Origin of the sequence: Streptomyces sp. NPDC005925, from assembly GCF_040638805.1 — a bacterium.
GTDB lineage: Bacteria > Actinomycetota > Actinomycetes > Streptomycetales > Streptomycetaceae > Streptomyces.
This window is the reverse complement of record NZ_JBEXVL010000003.1, coordinates 45,763-61,732: the sequence shown is the minus strand read 5'-3', so window position 1 is coordinate 61,732 and position 15,970 is coordinate 45,763. Positions and strand designations below refer to the sequence as shown.

Annotated in this window: 13 protein-coding genes; 6 read left to right on the top strand and 7 right to left on the bottom strand. The window is 72.6% G+C overall.

Annotation, left to right across the window (positions count from 1 at the left end; translation table 11 throughout):
• Nucleotides 1–61: 61 nt before the first annotated feature.
• From ABZ354_RS05545 to ABZ354_RS05520, 6 genes are all read left to right on the top strand, one after another.
• A complete protein-coding gene (locus ABZ354_RS05545) occupies nt 62–583 on the top strand; it encodes a single-stranded DNA-binding protein (RefSeq protein ID WP_358653267.1) in 522 nt (173 codons plus the stop codon).
• 304 nt (nt 584–887) lie between these two features.
• Nucleotides 888–2,300 carry a Cys-Gln thioester bond-forming surface protein gene (locus ABZ354_RS05540; RefSeq protein ID WP_358653265.1) on the top strand — a complete coding sequence of 471 codons (1,413 nt, stop codon included), beginning with the start codon at nt 888–890 and terminating at the stop codon, nt 2,298–2,300.
• Nucleotides 2,301–2,532: 232 nt separating this feature from the next.
• Nucleotides 2,533–2,877 carry a hypothetical protein gene (locus ABZ354_RS05535; protein WP_358653263.1) on the top strand — a complete coding sequence of 115 codons (345 nt, stop codon included), beginning with the start codon at nt 2,533–2,535 and terminating at the stop codon, nt 2,875–2,877.
• A gap of 216 nt (nt 2,878–3,093) precedes the next feature.
• Entirely contained in the window at nt 3,094–4,758 is a 1,665-nt protein-coding gene (gene ettA, locus ABZ354_RS05530) for an energy-dependent translational throttle protein EttA (protein ID WP_358653261.1), read from the top strand.
• Between the two features lie 4 nt (nt 4,759–4,762).
• Entirely contained in the window at nt 4,763–5,215 is a 453-nt protein-coding gene (locus ABZ354_RS05525) for a thioesterase family protein (protein ID WP_358653260.1), read from the top strand.
• Nucleotides 5,212–5,892: a hypothetical protein gene (locus tag ABZ354_RS05520; RefSeq protein WP_358653258.1), complete on the top strand. Its 681-nt coding sequence runs from the start codon at nt 5,212–5,214 to the stop codon at nt 5,890–5,892. The genes ABZ354_RS05525 and ABZ354_RS05520 overlap by 4 nt, the downstream gene beginning before the upstream one ends.
• 37 nt (nt 5,893–5,929) lie before the next feature.
• Here ABZ354_RS05520 and ABZ354_RS05515 read toward each other — a convergent pair whose 3' ends face one another.
• From ABZ354_RS05515 to ABZ354_RS05485, 7 genes are all read right to left on the bottom strand, one after another.
• Nucleotides 5,930–6,334 (bottom strand): globin, encoded by a 405-nt coding sequence (locus ABZ354_RS05515; RefSeq protein ID WP_358653256.1) that lies wholly within the window; start codon nt 6,332–6,334, stop codon nt 5,930–5,932.
• A gap of 105 nt (nt 6,335–6,439) precedes the next feature.
• Nucleotides 6,440–7,792: an FHA domain-containing protein gene (locus tag ABZ354_RS05510; RefSeq protein ID WP_358653254.1), complete on the bottom strand. Its 1,353-nt coding sequence runs from the start codon at nt 7,790–7,792 to the stop codon at nt 6,440–6,442.
• Nucleotides 7,793–7,910: 118 nt separating this feature from the next.
• Entirely contained in the window at nt 7,911–9,257 is a 1,347-nt protein-coding gene (locus ABZ354_RS05505) for a VWA domain-containing protein (RefSeq protein ID WP_358653252.1), read from the bottom strand.
• Between the two features lie 133 nt (nt 9,258–9,390).
• Nucleotides 9,391–10,893, bottom strand: coding sequence for a protein phosphatase 2C domain-containing protein (locus ABZ354_RS05500; protein WP_358653250.1), 1,503 nt, complete (start codon nt 10,891–10,893; stop codon nt 9,391–9,393).
• A 3-nt stretch (nt 10,894–10,896) separates the two neighbouring features.
• Nucleotides 10,897–13,470 (bottom strand): tetratricopeptide repeat protein, encoded by a 2,574-nt coding sequence (locus ABZ354_RS05495; protein WP_358653248.1) that lies wholly within the window; start codon nt 13,468–13,470, stop codon nt 10,897–10,899.
• Nucleotides 13,471–13,492: 22 nt separating this feature from the next.
• Nucleotides 13,493–14,806 (bottom strand): hypothetical protein, encoded by a 1,314-nt coding sequence (locus ABZ354_RS05490; protein ID WP_358653247.1) that lies wholly within the window; start codon nt 14,804–14,806, stop codon nt 13,493–13,495.
• A gap of 103 nt (nt 14,807–14,909) precedes the next feature.
• The gene (locus tag ABZ354_RS05485; RefSeq protein ID WP_358653245.1) at nt 14,910–15,956 is read right to left on the bottom strand and encodes a glutamate ABC transporter substrate-binding protein; all 1,047 of its coding nucleotides are present in this window, start codon (nt 15,954–15,956) and stop codon (nt 14,910–14,912) included.
• Between the last annotated feature and the right edge of the window lie 14 nt (nt 15,957–15,970).

Genomic DNA, 15,970 nt, shown 5'->3' with positions numbered 1-15,970 from the left:
GGGAAGGGCCCGTACGCGCAACCGTCCGGCGCTCGACGGCCGGACCAGGGAGGGGTTTGCTGTGCACGAGACGATGCTTTGCGCGGTGGGGAACGTGGCGACGCAGCCGGTGTACCGGGAGCTGGCGTCCGGCCCGTCGGCCCGGTTCCGGCTGGCGGTCACCTCGCGCTACTGGGACCGCGAGAAGGGCACGTGGGCGGACGGGCACACCAACTTCTTCACGGTGTGGGCCAACCGGCAGCTCGCCACGAACACGGCGGCGTCGCTGGCGGTGGGCGAGCCCGTCATCGTGCAGGGCCGGCTGAAGGTGCGGTCGGAGGTGCGCGACGGGCAGAGCCGTACGTCGGCGGACATCGACGCGGTGGCGATCGGCCACGACCTCGCCCGGGGCACGTCGGCCTTCCGGCGGGGCGGCAGGCCCGAACCGGCCGCCGCGTCACCGCGACCCGAACCCGAATGGGAGACCCCACCGACGACCGAACCGTCCGAACCCGCCGAACCGACCGCCACGGCCCCGCGGCCTTCGCGGACATCGGCCCCGGACACCCGGCCCAGGCATCCGGAACCGGCGTTGATGACGTGACGCGCACGATGACGCGCACGATGAAGAACCACACCGCCACCGAGACCACGAGGCCACCGCCCCGACCGAACTGCGGCTCATCGGCGAATGCACGCCGAACAGCCCACGGGATGTGTCCATAAGCCCTGCCCAGAAGGGGTGCGCGCGATAACGATTCCGATTCGGATCGGTCGTCCGGCGGTACCGCCGCGAAGCGCGGCCCACGGCCTCCCTAGGATGCCGGACGTAGCTCCCGGGGCTTTCTGATTTCTGCTGGTGGGACCGTTGCCCCGCGCCAACAGGTCCCGCTCGAAGGGGAATTTGCGTGTTTGCTTCGTTCTCTGCGCTGTCCACGCGGCAGCGAGGGGCGGCCCGTCTCGCCGCCGCCACGCTGCTGTCCGGGCTGGTCGCCGCCGGTTCGCTGACCGCGGCCGGCCCGGCTGCCGCCGGTGGCGAGACGGCACAGAACCCGGGCGGGGCGACCGCCTTCATCAACGGGCTGAAGACCTACGGCGCCGCCGTGATCCACGGCGACAACGGCGACCGGCAGGTGTCGGCGGGCCTGTTCGAGATGTCCGTCGAGGGCGGCGGGACGCTGCAGACGTACTGCGTCGACGTCCACAACCCCACGCAGAACGATGCCAAGTACCACGAGACGCCGTGGAGCGGCACCTCGCTCGGCGCCAACAAGGACGCGGGCCGCATCCACTGGATCCTGCAGAACTCCTACCCACAGGTGAACGACCTCGCCGCGCTCGCCGCGAAGGCCGGCGTCACGGGCGGCCTCTCCGAGCAGGACGCCGCGGCCGGCACGCAGGTGGCCATCTGGCGCTACTCGGACGGCGCGGACGTCGACGCCGTCGACCCGCAGGCCGAGAAGCTCGCGGACTACCTGCAGAAGAACGCGCGCGCCCTGCCGGAACCGACGGCCTCGCTGACCCTCGACCCGCCCGCCGTCTCCGGTCACCCCGGCGAGCGGCTCGGGCCGGTCACCGTACGGACCGACGCCCGCGGCGTGACGGTGGCGCCGCCCGCGGACGCCGCCGTGAGCGGAGTGCGCGTCGTCGGCAGGGACGGCAAGGAGATCACGTCCGCGGCTGACGGCAGCCAGGTCTTCTTCGAGGTGCCCGAGGACGCCGCCGACGGCACGGCCACACTGACCGTGCAGGCCTCGACGACCGTGCCGGTCGGCCGGGCCCTCACCTCGGAGAGCCGCAGCCAGACACAGATCCTGGCAGGCTCCAGCGAGTCGACGGTCTCCGCGGCGGCGAGCGCCACCTGGGCCGGGAGCGGCGCGATCCCCGCGCTGTCCGCGGCCAAGGACTGCGCCAAGGACGGCGTGGTCATCACCGCGGGCAACGAGGGCGACGAGGCGTTCACCTTCGCGCTGATGGGCGTCCAGTACACGATCCCGGCGGGCGAGTCGCGGACGGTGACGATCCCGCTCCGCGAGGACCAGGTGTACGACTTCACGATCGAGGGGCCGGGCGGCTTCGCCAAGCGGTTCACCGGCGTGCTGGACTGCCTGACCCAGGGCAGCGGGACCGGGATCACCGTCCAGTCCGGTGCCGAGCCGAGCCCGGCGACGGTCGGCGGCACAGCCGCCGACACCAACCTCGCCGAAACCGGTTCGTCCGACATGACCCCGCTGATCGCGGGCCTGGCGGTGGCCCTGGTGGTGCTGGGCGGCGCGGCCCTGCTGATCACCCGCCGCCGGAACGACCGGCCGAAGGACTGACCGGGACCGGGCCCCGCACACGCCCCGGGGCCCGGCTCTCACCTTCGTGGCGGTTGCCCCGCCCCGCCCCGCCACGCCGATCGCGCGAGACGAGAGAGACCCGAGGCGGGCCACGGAGGGCAGACACGCGCCGGGCCGCACGCGCGAGGCTCAGGCCCGAGGACCCGTACGCACAACATCACCCCGTTTTCATCCGGCGATGGGAGGTACTCGACGGCGCGGGGGTGAAACCATGAAACGTGCTCCGAAACGCACGCTCTGGCGCCTGATGTTCGCCAATCCCGCCTCGGCGGTCTACCTCGGTGTGGTCGGCCTCGCCGTCGGCGTCGCCACGATCCAGCCGCTCTTCGTGGACCACGGGATGGAATCGCTGATCTGGGTGTGGCCGGCACTGCTCACGTTCCCGACGTTCGCCCTGGTCGCGGCGGCGGGGGACGCGCTCTTCGGCGCCGACTCGGCAACCTGGTACCTGCTCACCGGGGTGGTCGTCGCCGCGCTGATCCAGTCTCTGGCACTGGGCGCCATCTGGAACGCCCTGCGCCGCCCGCGCCGCCGCCTGGACCCGACACGGGGCTGACCCCGAACCCGTCGCGCGGCTGACGGGCGCCACGGGGCCGACGGGTCCCACGGGACGGACCGGACGGGTCCCACAGGACCGGCGGGGCTGATGCAGACCGGCGGAAAAACCCCAGGTCCCTGCCCCCGCAGCCAACGGGTTACCACCCAACGGCGACGGTCAGGCAAGATGGGGTGTATCTGCCCACTGCCTGATCAAGCTGCCGGACGGTTTCTCTTGGCTGAGTACATTTACACCATGCGCAAGGCGCGCAAGGCGCACGGCGACAAGGTGATTCTCGACGACGTCACTTTGAACTTCCTGCCCGGTGCCAAGATCGGTGTGGTCGGGCCGAACGGTGCCGGTAAGTCGACTGTTCTGAAGATCATGGCGGGGCTGGAACAGCCGTCGAACGGGGACGCGTTCCTGGCGCCCGGCTACACGGCGGGCATCCTGCTCCAGGAGCCCCCGCTGAACGAGGAGAAGACCGTCCTGGAGAACGTCCAGGAGGGTGTCTCCGAGGTCAAGGGCAAGCTCGACCGGTTCAACGAGATCGCCGAGCTGATGGCGACCGACTACTCGGACGCGCTCCTGGAGGAGATGGGCAAGCTCCAGGAGGAGCTCGACCACGCGAACGCCTGGGACCTCGACGCCCAGCTCGAGCAGGCCATGGACGCGCTGGGCTGCCCGCCCGGCGACTGGCCCGTCACCAACCTCTCCGGTGGTGAGCGCCGCCGCGTCGCCCTGTGCAAGCTGCTGCTCGAGCAGCCCGACCTGCTGCTGCTCGACGAGCCGACGAACCACCTCGACGCCGAGTCGGTGAACTGGCTGGAGCAGCACCTCGCCAAGTACGAGGGCACCGTCGTGGCCGTGACCCACGACCGGTACTTCCTGGACAACGTCGCGGGCTGGATCTGCGAGGTCGACCGCGGCCGGCTGCACGGCTACGAGGGCAACTACTCCAAGTACCTGGAGACCAAGGCCACCCGCCTCAAGGTCGAGGGCGCGAAGGACGCCAAGCGTCAGAAGCGCCTCAAGGACGAGCTGGAGTGGGTGCGGTCGAACGCCAAGGGGCGCCAGGCCAAGTCCAAGGCGCGTCTGGCCCGCTACGAGGAGATGGCGGCCGAGGCCGACAAGATGCGGAAGCTGGACTTCGAGGAGATCCAGATCCCGCCGGGCCCGCGCCTGGGCAGCGTGGTCGTGGAGGTCAACAACCTCAGCAAGGCGTTCGGCGACAAGGTCCTCATCGACGACCTCAGCTTCACCCTGCCGCGCAATGGCATCGTCGGCATCATCGGCCCGAACGGCGTCGGAAAGACCACGCTCTTCAAGATGATCCAGGGCTTCGAGCAGCCCGACTCCGGCAGCATCAAGGTCGGCGACACGGTCAAGATCTCCTACGTCGACCAGAGCCGCGAGAACATCGACCCGAAGAAGACCCTGTGGGCCGTGGTCAGCGACGAGCTGGACTACATCAACGTGGGCCAGGTCGAGATGCCGAGCCGCGCCTATGTCTCCGCCTTCGGCTTCAAGGGCCCGGACCAGCAGAAGCCGGCCGGCGTGCTCTCCGGCGGTGAGCGCAACCGCCTCAACCTCGCGCTCACCCTCAAGCAGGGTGGCAACCTGCTGCTCCTCGACGAGCCGACCAACGACCTCGACGTCGAGACCCTCTCCAGCCTGGAGAACGCCCTGCTGGAGTTCCCCGGCTGCGCCGTGGTCGTCTCCCACGACCGGTGGTTCCTGGACCGCGTCGCCACGCACATCCTCGCCTACGAGGGCGACTCCAAGTGGTTCTGGTTCGAGGGCAACTTCGACTCGTACGAGAAGAACAAGATCGAGCGACTCGGAGCGGACGCCGCGCGGCCGCACCGCGCCACCTACAAGAAACTGACCCGGGGCTGATCCCGTGCGGCACATCTACCGCTGCCCGATGCGCTGGTCGGACATGGACGTGTACGGCCATGTCAACAACGTGGTCTTCCTCCGCTACCTGGAGGAAGCCCGCGTCAACTTCCTGTTCCGGCCGGACAAGAACTTCAAGCAGGGCTCCGTGGTGGCCCGCCACGAGATCGACTACAAGCAGCAGCTCGTCCACCGGCACGAGCCGGTGGACGTCGAGCTGTGGGTCACGGAGATACGCGCCGCCTCCTTCACGCTCACCTACGAGGTGAAGGACGGCGACCAGGTCTACGTCCGCGCCTCGACGGTGATCGTGCCGTTCGACTTCGAGCATCGGAGGCCGCGCAGGATCACCGACGAGGAGCAGGAGTTCCTGGAGGAGTACCTGGAGGAGCCCGAGGTCAAGAACCGGGCGAAGGGCAAGGGAAAGAAGAAGGACCAGGAGGCCGTCACCGTATGACGGTGCTCCACCTCGCCGACGAGGGGGAGGCGGCGGATCTCGCGGCCTTCCTCTCCCGGTTGCTCCACTACGACCGTGGAGCCGCGGTGCGCCTCCAGGCTGCGGGCACCGCGCTCGCCGTCTTCGGACGGCCCCCCTCCTTCGAGGTCCTGGCGATCCGCGCGACCCGCCTCGCGAAGCCCTACGAGAACGGCCTCGACGCCAGTCTCGACGCGACGGTCTCCGCGGGTGAGCTGCTGGAGTCGGTGGACGAGCGGGCCGCCACCGCCCTGCTACCGGCCGTGGTGACCGGCCCGCCGTGGACGGGCGTCCTGCCCCCGCGCGGCGGCTGGCAGCCCGAGCCGGGCCTGCCGGCACCGGACGAGCTGCGGGCGACGGTCGCCGCCGCCGTCTCCGAATTCCGCTCCCGCACCGACGGACTGGGCCCCGAGCGGCGCACCCGCGCCGAACTCGACGGCATCGGGCGGGAGATCTGGTCCCGCCCGATCGGGAACACCGGCCTGCCCGTCCGCGCGGTGCACGCCGCGCAGTCCCTCGGCTTCCTGCGCCCCACCGCCGGTCCCGACGACACGCCCGCCCTGTTCGCCTCGGGCGCATGGCTGCGGCTGCGCACCCCGTACGGCTCGGTCGCCGTACGACGTGCGGGACTCGCCACCCTGAGTGTCAGCGTGCGCTGACGCGGCGGCCTAGGGGGTAGGCGCCACCGGCGGCCGCTCAGCTCTCCGTGTTCACCATCGACGCCGCCGCGTACGTCAGGTAGTTCCACAGTGTGTGCTCGTGTTCCTCGGACAGGCCGAGTTCGTCCACGGCGACCCGCATGTGCCGCAGCCAGGCGTCGTGTGCCGCGCGGTCGACGGCGAAGGGGGCGTGGCGCATCCGCAGCCGGGGGTGGCCGCGGTTCTCGCTGTACGTCGTGGGGCCGCCCCAGTACTGGATCAGGAACAGCGTGAGCCGCTCCTCGGCCGGGCCGAGGTCCTCCTCCGGGTACATGGACCGCAGGGCCGGGTCCTCGGCGACGCCCTCGTAGAAACGGTGGACGAGCCGGCGGAAGGTCTCCTCCCCGCCGACCTGCTCATAGAAGGTCTGCTCCTGAAGCGTGCCGCGCCGAATCTCTTTCACGCCCCCATGTTCTCAGACCGGGGGACCGAGGACTCAAGACGTAGGACCAAGGCCGCCGGCCCCGGCCGACGGCGACCGGCTCCCCCGAGGGAGCCGGTCGGGTAGTCAGCCGCGTCGGACCGTGATCGTCGTCCATGCTCCGACGTGGACCCGGTCGCCGTCCTGCAGCGGTACGGGCATGAACGGCTGGATCGGCTCGTCCGAGCCGTTGACCGTCGTACCGTTCGTCGAGTTCTGGTCGACCACGGCCCAGCCGCCGTCCGGCTGCTGCACCAGCACCGCGTGCTGGTGCGAGACGCCCGGGTCCTCCGGTGGCACCGACAGGTCGATGTCGGGGGTCTCGCCGGTGGAGTGGCGGCGCCTGCCGATGGTGACCTGGTTGCCGGTGAGCGTGCGCTGCTGTTCCGGGGAGTACGCGGGCAGGTTCAGGCCCGCGGCCTCGGGGCCGGAGCGCTGCATCATCGCCAGGAAGTAGTCGCGGTCCGGACCGATGGTGGCCTGCCATGTCGCCGGGCCCTGGCCGAACGTCGGACCGCCGTGCGGCGGGGCCTGGGCCGGGCCGGGGGGCGGGTAGCCGTAACCGCCGCCGCCGTGCGGGCCGTTGGACGGAGGGGGCAGCGTCCAGTCGTCCTCGCCGCCGCCCGCCGGGCCGCCCGGCTGCTGCCGGTGCGTCTCCTGCGGGAATCCGGGCGGCGCCGGAGGGCCGGCCTGCTGGAACGCCTGAGGGCCGCCACCGGGGCCGGCGGGCGGGGTGGGGCCGGGAGGGGGCGGCACGGGACGCGACGGGTCACCGAAGGGGGACGGGGCGCCGGGGCCACCGAAACCGGACGGGCCACCGGGACCGCCGGAGCCCTGCGAGCCTCCGGGGGCGCCCGGACCGCCACCGTACCCGGGCTGGCCACCGAACCCGGACGGCCCGTCGGGACCGCCCTGCGGGCCACCCGTACCGCCGGGTCCACCCGGCCCCCCGCGTCCCGACGGGTCGCCGTAGGGCGACGGGCCCGGGGGGAGCGGCTCGGCCGGGCGGTTCATCTGCGACGGGCGCGAGCCCTGGTAGTCGAACGAGTCGTGACCGCCGTACGACGGACCGGGCGGCGGCTGCGGGAAGCGCATTCCCTGACCGGGCCCCGGCGGGGGCGGCGCGGCCGGGGTGTACGACGTCGCCGTGTTGGTGAGGAAGTTCCACCGGCACTCCTCGCAGAACGGCGCGCCGCCCTCACGGGGCGTGCGGCACTGCGGGCAGAGCTCCGGCTCGTGCTGACCACGAGGGCCACCGGGGCCACCGGGGCCGCCATGACCGCCGGGGCCGCCATGACCGCCGGGCGGCGGGAAGCCGTAGCCGCCGCCGGGCGGGGGCGGCGGGGGAGGGGGCGGAGGCACGGCACCGGCCATGCGGTGACCGCAGACCTCGCACCAGTCGTCGGAACCCGACTGGTGTCCGTTCGGGCAGGTCGGCATGTCGGCGCTTCCCCCTCTCCTTTTCCGGCCGCTCGGCCGGAGTTCTCCAGCCCCAGGGGGCCGGGCTCGCCGTGATCCGGATCGTCTTCCGGACCGGCTTCTCTTCGGTTCTTCTACGTCACTTCTTTACACGAACAGTCTTTGTCGACCGAGTCTCGAGCGTCATCTCATCGGCCTCATCGACCTTCGCCTTCAGTCGCACAGTACCTGTCGCGGCGTCGACCACGTCCACCACCTTCGCAAGCAGTTTCGCGGTGTCCGCGTTCCCCGAGGCGCTCGCGAGCTGAACGGCGCGGCCCAGTTTGGCCGTCGCTCCGTCCATGTCACCCACTTTGCGAAGGTCGAGACCCTGCTGGATGGCCCGTGCCAGTTCTTCCTGTCCGGTGTAGTGGGCGACCTGGGGGTTGATCGACGTGGACGCGACCATGTCGTCCGTCCACACGGCCCGTACGAGACCCTGCGCGCCGAGGTTGTGGACGCTGCCGTCGGGCTGCGGGACCACCAGCGAGACACGGGCCGCGAGCATTTCCCGGCCGAGGTCCGCGGGCGGTACCTGCACGCAGATGTGGTAGTCACGGGACTCGTCGCCCCAGGAACCGGTGGGGTAGTCGCCGGCGCGCGGGCCCGCCCCGGTGCGGCGGTGGGACAGTTCCACGACGGTGGGCGCGACCTGCTTGACGAACTGCACGGTCGTACCGACCGGGGTCCACAGCCGCAGCGCGACGTCCGCGACCTCCTTGCCCATCGCCGTCTCCATCATCTGCGTGAAGTCGGCGGCGAGTCCGGCCGGGTCGGCGACGATGTCCGCGCTGCCGAGCAGGGCGGAGGCGATCCCTGTGACTTCTTTCACTTCCCAGTCGGTGCCCACGCCACGGGCGTCACAGGTGAACCGTCCGGCACACGCGTCCAGTGCCGCCCGCAGATCCGTCGGCGACTCGTGTTCGTTGCGGCCGTCCGTCAGCAGAATGCCGTGCCGGATCTCGACGTCCGCCGAGGACAGCAGCCGGTCGGCGAGCCGCAGCCATGTGCCGATCGCCGTGCCGCCGCCCGCGCCGAGCCGGCGCAGTGCGTGCTTGGCCTGCTCGCGGGTTGTGGCGTCGGCCACCGCGAGGCGGCCGTTGCCCGGGTAGACCTCCCGGGCGACGTGCGTGCCGGCGACGACGGCGAAGTGCACGCCGTCGCGGAGGGTGTCGATCGCGGCCGCCGTGGCGTCGCGGGCGTTGCGCATCTTGGTCGGCGGGTAGTCCATCGAACCCGAGCAGTCGACCATGACGGCCACGGCCGCCGCGGGGGCCCGGCCGGAGGTGTAGAGGTGCGGTGCGCCGACCGCGCTGCCGACCGTGCCGCCGCCGGTCGCGGTCACGGTGACGACGGCGTTGACCTCACGGCCGCCTTCCGGCAGGTACTCGTTCTGGTAGACGTCCACCGAGAAGCGCGGCACGTTCGACTTCGAGAAGTTGGCCATGCCTACTCTGATCCCCCTGTCCCCCGGGCCGCCCCACCGGATGGGGCGGCCGCTGTCCTTGGGACCGCTGTCCGCGAGGCCGGTCCCCACCGGTCCTCAGCCCTGGGTCCTCACCCCTCGGTCCTCGTGAACCTCAGGCCGATCCTGCCCCCTGCCGCGCGGCCGGGAACGGCACGACGGCCACTGTTACGTTGTCGTGGCCCCCGCCGTCCAGGGCGTGACCGACCAGTACTTGGGCACTGTGCAGCGGGCGGGCCGCGGCGTCCAGGGGTACGACCGCGGCCATGTCCTCGGCGGCCTCGGCATAGTTCCACAGGCCGTCCGTGCAGACCACCACGACTCCCGGCCGGTCCGGCTTGAACGACGCGGTGTGCGGCTCCAGTTCGTACGCGTCGGCGCCGAGCCAGCCCGTGATCGCGTGGGCGCGCTCGTCGGCGTACGCCTCGGCCTCGTTCATCAGGCCGGCCGCGACCATCTGCGCGGCCCACGAGTCGTCCTCGGTGAGGCGGGCCGGGGGTGTGCCGCGGTCCACCGGAACCCAGTAGGCGCGGCTGTCGCCGACCCAGCCGACGACGAGGAGTCCGGGCGTCACCACGGCCCCGACCAGCGTGCAGGCGGGCGCGTTCTGGTGCGGTCCCTGCTCCAGTGCCGTCGCGGGCTCGGCGGCGAGGGAGTTGACGGCGTGGGAGGCCGCGACGATCGCCTCGTGCATGGCCTGCTGCGGGTGCGTGCCACGGGGCAGTGCCGTGAGCAGGGCCTCGCTCGCGGCGCGGGACGCGGCGAGGGAGGCGTCGTCGGGGCGGGTCGCCGACGACACGCCGTCGCAGACGATCGCCACGGTGGCGGGGGAGCCGTCGGGCAGCACGGCGCGGGTGATCGCGAACGCGTCCTCGTTGCGGTGGTGGCGCAGGCCCCGGTCGCTCACGGCGGCGACCGCGCCGGCGTCCTGCTCCATGTGGTCGCGCTCGCGGGGCTGGGCGTGCCCGCAGTTCTCGCAGTAGCCGTCGCTGTCGACCCGCCCGGCGCGACAGGCCACGCACACCTTGGCGGCGGGGGCCGGGGGCTGCGCCTGCGACGGTGCCCGCGCTGCCGGATCGGCGGCGATCCGGGGATCGGGCGCCTGCAGGGCGTACTCGTCGGGCCCCGGGGGAGGGGTGTCCGCACCGTCCGTCGCGAACGCCGCCGGCCCGCCGAAGCCGACCGCGTCCGACGGCCGGTCGAACCGCACGCCACCGCCGGACGCGGGCTCGGGAGCGGCCGACGGTGTGGCGGGTGCCGGAGGAGCGGCGGGCGGCGGTGGTGGGGGTGGCGGAACCGAGGCGTCCGCCCCCGCAGGCGGAGCCACCGGCGGTGGAGGCGGCGGCGGTGGAGGCGGCGGGACCATAGGACCCGCACCCGGCGCGGTCTGCCCGGCACCGCTCGGCGGAGCGGGTGGCGCCGCACCCGCCGGCGGCGTGACCGGCTCGGCGCGCTCCGCGGGCGGCGTCCCCGCGCCGGCCAGGGGCACCGTCGGGTGGTCGCCCGGTGGGGCCGGTACGGCGGACAGGTCGTATCCGCACGCTCCGCAGAAACGGTCGCCCGACTCGAGCGGTTCCTCGCAGCTCGGGCAGGTGGACAACTGGGGCATCTGTGACATCAACTACACCCACGTCCGGGGGCGGTAACGGTTGGCTCGTTCCACCAGGTCGATCCTCTCCTCGCCGCCTCGGGCGAGCCGGGCCAGCGTGCGGTACGAACGCTCCAGGCCGAAGCGCAGGCCCCGCTCCTCCAGCTCGCTGCCGAGCAGCACTCGCCGGGCGGCCGGGGCGGAACCCTGGCCACCGGAGAGTACCCAGTCCAGGGCGCAGCCGAGGACTTCCACGGACAACTGCTCGCGGCGCGCCGGATCCAGCCCGTACGCGTCCAGCGCCTCGATCTGCCCCGCGGCGGCCGACAGGTCGTCCAGGAACGGTCCGTCACCCGCGGTGGGCGTCCGCTGCCGCAGCCGGGCCCGTACGGCCGCCACGCGGGCCGCCGTGTAGTGGATGGACGACTCCGGCACCGACTCCAGCGTCCGTACGGCGCCGCGCCGGTCGCCGGACGCGAGCCGCACGCGCGCGAGGCCGAACGCCGCGCTCACGTAGCTCGGGTCGGTCGCCCACACCAGCCGGTAGTACTCGGCGGCGTTGTCCAGCTGCCCCAGCACCTCGGCGCACAGACCGAGGGCCAGCTTCGGGGCGGGCTCGCCCGGGAAGGCGTCGTACACCGCGTCGAAGGCGAGCGCCGCGCCCTCGTGGTCGCAGGTGACCAGCGAGGACACGCCCCGGTACCAGACGACCCGCCAGTCCTCGGGCCGTTCGTTCTCCACGCGCCGCAGGGCGTCGAGCGCGGTGCAGGAGTCGCCGTTCTCCAGCCAGGCGCGGATCTGCCGCAGCCGGGTCTCCACGGACGGCGACGGCGCCATCGCCAGCGCGCCGAGCAGCTCGCCCGGCGCGGACGTCATCAGGCCCGCCAGGAACCCCGCGTTGGGGTCGGACGGGTCGACCCGCGGGACCGGCAGGGCGAGCCCCGCGGCGGGCGCGGCGAGCGGCTTGACGAGACGCCGGGCACCGCCGGGAGCGGCAGCGCTCCCCGTCGGCGCGGACGCCGTGGGTCTGCCCCGGCCGGCCACCGGCCGCGCGCCCAGCCGGGACACCTCGCCGTCCAGCCCCGGGAACAGCTCGGCGTCGGTCACCTTCACTTCGGGCCCGAACAGGGTCGACAGGGCGGGCCGGGCGCGGCCCGTCTGGAGGGACACGACCTCCCGCAGCACGCCGGTCAGCTGCTCGGCCATCTCCTGCGCGGACGCGAACCGCCGCGCCGGGTCCGGGTCGGTGGCCCGCACCAGCAGCCGGTAGAACGACTCGTACTGCCGGAAGACCTCGATGTGGTCGGGGTCGGGCAGCGAGTCGGCGAAGACGGTCGTGTAGCCCTGGAAGTCGAAGGTGAGGACGGCGAGCGTACGGCCCACCGTGTACAGGTCGGAGGCCACCGAGGGGCCGACCTCCGCGACCTCCGGCGCCTGGTAGCCCACGGTGCCGTAGATGGCCGACTCGTCGTCGTCCATCCTGCGCACCGCGCCCATGTCGATCAGCTTCAGCTGGTCCTCGGTCTGTATCGCGTTGTCGACCTTGAAGTCGCAGTAGAGGAGATTGCGGCTGTGCAGGTGGCCCAGCGCCTCCAGGGCCTCGATGCCGTACGCGCACGCCTGCTCCACCGGCAGCGGGTCGCGTCTGCCCTGCGGGGTGCGGCGGCCGTTGGCGATCTCCTTCAGCGACCTGCCGCCGACGTACTCCATGACGATGTAGCCGTCGAGGGAGCCGGTGCGCTGGTCGAGATGCTCCACGAAGTTGTAGATCCGCACGATGTTGGCGTGCTCGATCTCCGCGAGGAACCGCCGCTCGGAGATCGCCGCCGCCATCGCGTCCTGGTCGCCCGTGTCGAGCAGGCCCTTGAGGACCACCCAACGGTCGGAGACCGCGCGGTCCACGGCCAGGTAGACCCAGCCGAGCCCGCCGTGCGCGAGACAGCCCACCACCTCGTACTGGCCGTGCACCACGTCACCGGTGCGCAGCTTGGGCACGAACGAGTAGGGGTGGCCGCACTTGGTGCAGAAGCCCTCCGTGCGGCCCGGCCTCCCGCCGCGGGCCCGCCCGACGGGCGCCCCGCAGTCCGACCGCGAGCAGAACCGCTTGCGCTCGGGCACCTCGGGGTTGGCCGGCACCATCGCGCGCGGGTCGGGCCGCGGGATCGGCGGCACCTGCACCAGACCGGCACCGAGCCGCCCGCGCGAGGCCGAACCGGTCCCGGAACCGGAGCTGCGCACCGACACCGACCGGCTCCCCGACCGCCCCGACACCGACCGCGACAGGCGGCCCGACACCGAGCGCCGTGACCTCGCCGACTGCGACGACGACGTACGGGAACTGCGGCTGCTCGGGCGGCTCGGGTGCGCTCCGGCCGACGAACCGCCGGAGTCCTGGCCGCCGGCCGGAGCGCCCCCCGGGTCCCGCGCGGCGACCGTGACCCCGGTCGGGGCCGAGCCCACCGTGCCGGCCGAGGACACCACAGGGGCGAGACCGCACAGGTCGCAGTACAGCTCGCCGCCGCCCACGTCCTCGTACGCGCCCTCGCAGCCCGGCCGCTGACAGCTCCGCCCGGCCGGACCGCCCGGCTCGTTCCCCGTCCGGCTCATTCCGCCGCCTCCCCCTCGCCGCTCACGCGCCCGGTCCCCCGCGGTCCTCGGGCCCGGCCCGGCCCGCCGTCCGCGCGGCGGCGCCGAACAGTTCGGCCGCCGCGTGCTGGTAGCGCAGCACCGCCTGCTCGGCCACCCGCAGGTCGCAGGGCGCGCTCCACAGCATGCGGCGCGCCTTCTCGTACTTCTCGACCAGCTCGGGGTCCTCCGCCAGCCCGTGCCGGGCGACCTTCGCCTTGTACGCGTCGAGCCGGCCGCGCAGCTCGGCGCGGACCGCCAGCGGAGCCGTGACGGCGGTCAACTGCTCCCGGGCCCTCAGCAGTTCGTCCTCCGCCTTGCGCTCCAGGGACTCCAGCAGCGGCGACAGACGGTGCCACCGCGCGTGCCTGCGGTACTCGGCGGCCGTCGACAATTGCTCCTGGAGCACCGTCGGCGGGCCGCTGACCACCGGGACCTCCGTCGCGGCGATCTTCGCGAGGACCTCGACGCGTGCGGAGCGGGCCTCGGCGAGCGTGCGGTCCGCGCGGGACAGCAGGTCCCGCAGCTTCAGGATCCGCGCCTCCGCGTCCTTGCGGACCTCCAGCACGGCGTCGATCTCCCGGCGTACGTCCTCCAGCGCGCGGGCCTCACGGTCGTACACCGTGGTGTCCGGCCTGCCGCCGCCCGGCGCCGAACTGCCCTCGGCGGGCTTCCAGAACGCCAGCGGGTCCGACACCACCTGCTCGCGCAGCCGCGTCAGCGTGCGCGTGATGCGCTCCAGGTCGTCGCCCGCCGGGTGCTCGCCGGGGCGCACGCCGACGGAGTGCGCGAGCTGCCGGGTGCGCTGCAGCTCGGCGGCGAGCAGATCGATACGGGCCGGCAGCGCCGACCAGACCGCGTCGGCGGCGACGACCATGTCGAGCGAGTGCGCGTACAGGTCGTTCATGCGGTCCACGAGCGTCGACAGGGAGTACCGCTCGCTCAGCTTCGCCCGCCCGCCGGGCAGTTCGGGCGCGGCGGCCAGCGTGACCGACTCACCGGTCAGCAGGTCGCTCAGTTCCACCAGGTCCTCGTGGCTGGACCAGCGGCGCCGGGTGCGGATCTCCCGGGCGGTGCGCAGCGCGCCCGCGTACGCGTCGAAGTACGTCCACAGCAGCGTGATCGCCGCGTCGGTGGCCGCCCACCGTTCCCTGGTGACGCCGGTGAGTTCGGCGCCTTCGAGGAGTCTGCGGCCCGCGTGGTCCTGGAGGGCGAGCAGCGAGGTCTCGATCGCCTCGTGCTCGGCGCCGAGCCGCGCCAGCGCACGGTCCACCTCGTCCCGGTCCAGTACCGGCCCGGTGGATCCCGTGACGCCCATCGATCACCTCTCGCTGCTGTAGTTGACTGGCGGTTGTGGTGCTTGTGGCAGGTGTGGCGGTGGTGGCGGTCGTTCCTGCGGTCCTTCGTCCGTCGGCGTGCCGTCAGCTCTCACGTTCGTACCGCGGGGCCGGCGGTTCCGACTCCGCCGAGTTCTCTCCCAGTGTCTCCGACAGCCACCTGTCGTAGGACGCCTGCCATCCGTTCGAGGTGTCCTCGCGGTAGTCCTCCAGGACGTGGTTGACGCGGCGGACCAGATCGTCGGCGTCCCTCTTCATCGCGACGCCGTAGTACTCGGTGGTGAACGCGTCGCCCTTCAGCTGCACCATCGGGTCCTGCGCGGCCTGGCTCGCCGCGAGCGCGCCGTCGGTCACCACCGCGTCGACCTCGCCCAGTTGCAGCCGCACCAGGCAGTCCAGCTGGTTGGGCACGGTCGTGGAGATGTCCGCGGAGGTCGGCAGATCGCCCGTCCTGAGCCCGTCCGTCAGCGTCGAGTACGCGGTGGAGCTCTCCGCGGTGCAGATCCGCATGCCCGCGAGCGAACCGTCGTAGCCCTTGATCCCGGACGACTTGGGTGCCAGGACCTGCTGGCCCGTCTTGAAGTACGGCGCGGAGAACGCGACGTCGGAGATGCGGTCGCAGTTGATCGTCATGGTGCGTACGACCATGTCGACGCGGCCGTCCTGGATCGCCCGGATGCGCTGGTCCGTCGGGATCGCCTTGAACTGCACCTCGTCGGGGTCGCCGAGGATGTCCTCGGCTATGCGGTGCACCAGGTCGATGTCGAAGCCCTCCAGGTCGCCGGACGGGCCCCGGTTGGGGTTGCGGTAGCCCCAGCCGTAGCTGTTCTGGTCGACGCCCACGATCAGCTTGCGCTTCTCGCCCTGCCGGTTCTTGATCGCCTCGATCGCCGACCCGTCCTCGTCGGACGGGGACAGCGTCTGCTTCTCGGGGTCCACGCAGTCGGGCTCCGCGCTGATGCGGGTGCCCTCGGCCACGCCGGCACCGTCGGTGTCCGCGCCGCCGCCCCCACCGGCCCGCCCCGCGTGCGGCAGCAGCAGCGCCGAGAGGACCGCCAGGGCGCACACGAGCGCCATCGCACTCACACCGCCCCAGCCCTGCAGGCCGGCCCGCAGACGTCGTGCACGCATCGTCACGCCCCCGT

Excerpts from the sequence above, each read along its gene's own strand:
- ABZ354_RS05535 (WP_358653263.1), top strand. The coding sequence starts at position 2,533 with ATGAAACGTGCTCCGAAACGCACGCTCTGGCGCCTGATGTTCGCCAAT.
- ABZ354_RS05520 (WP_358653258.1), top strand. The coding sequence starts at position 5,212 with ATGACGGTGCTCCACCTCGCCGACGAGGGGGAGGCGGCGGATCTCGCG.
- ABZ354_RS05510 (WP_358653254.1), bottom strand. The coding sequence starts at position 7,792 with ATGCCGACCTGCCCGAACGGACACCAGTCGGGTTCCGACGACTGGTGC.
- ABZ354_RS05505 (WP_358653252.1), bottom strand. The coding sequence starts at position 9,257 with ATGGCCAACTTCTCGAAGTCGAACGTGCCGCGCTTCTCGGTGGACGTC.
- ABZ354_RS05500 (WP_358653250.1), bottom strand. The coding sequence starts at position 10,893 with ATGTCACAGATGCCCCAGTTGTCCACCTGCCCGAGCTGCGAGGAACCG.
- ABZ354_RS05495 (WP_358653248.1), bottom strand. The coding sequence starts at position 13,470 with ATGAGCCGGACGGGGAACGAGCCGGGCGGTCCGGCCGGGCGGAGCTGT.
- ABZ354_RS05490 (WP_358653247.1), bottom strand. The coding sequence starts at position 14,806 with ATGGGCGTCACGGGATCCACCGGGCCGGTACTGGACCGGGACGAGGTG.
- ABZ354_RS05485 (WP_358653245.1), bottom strand. The coding sequence starts at position 15,956 with ATGCGTGCACGACGTCTGCGGGCCGGCCTGCAGGGCTGGGGCGGTGTG.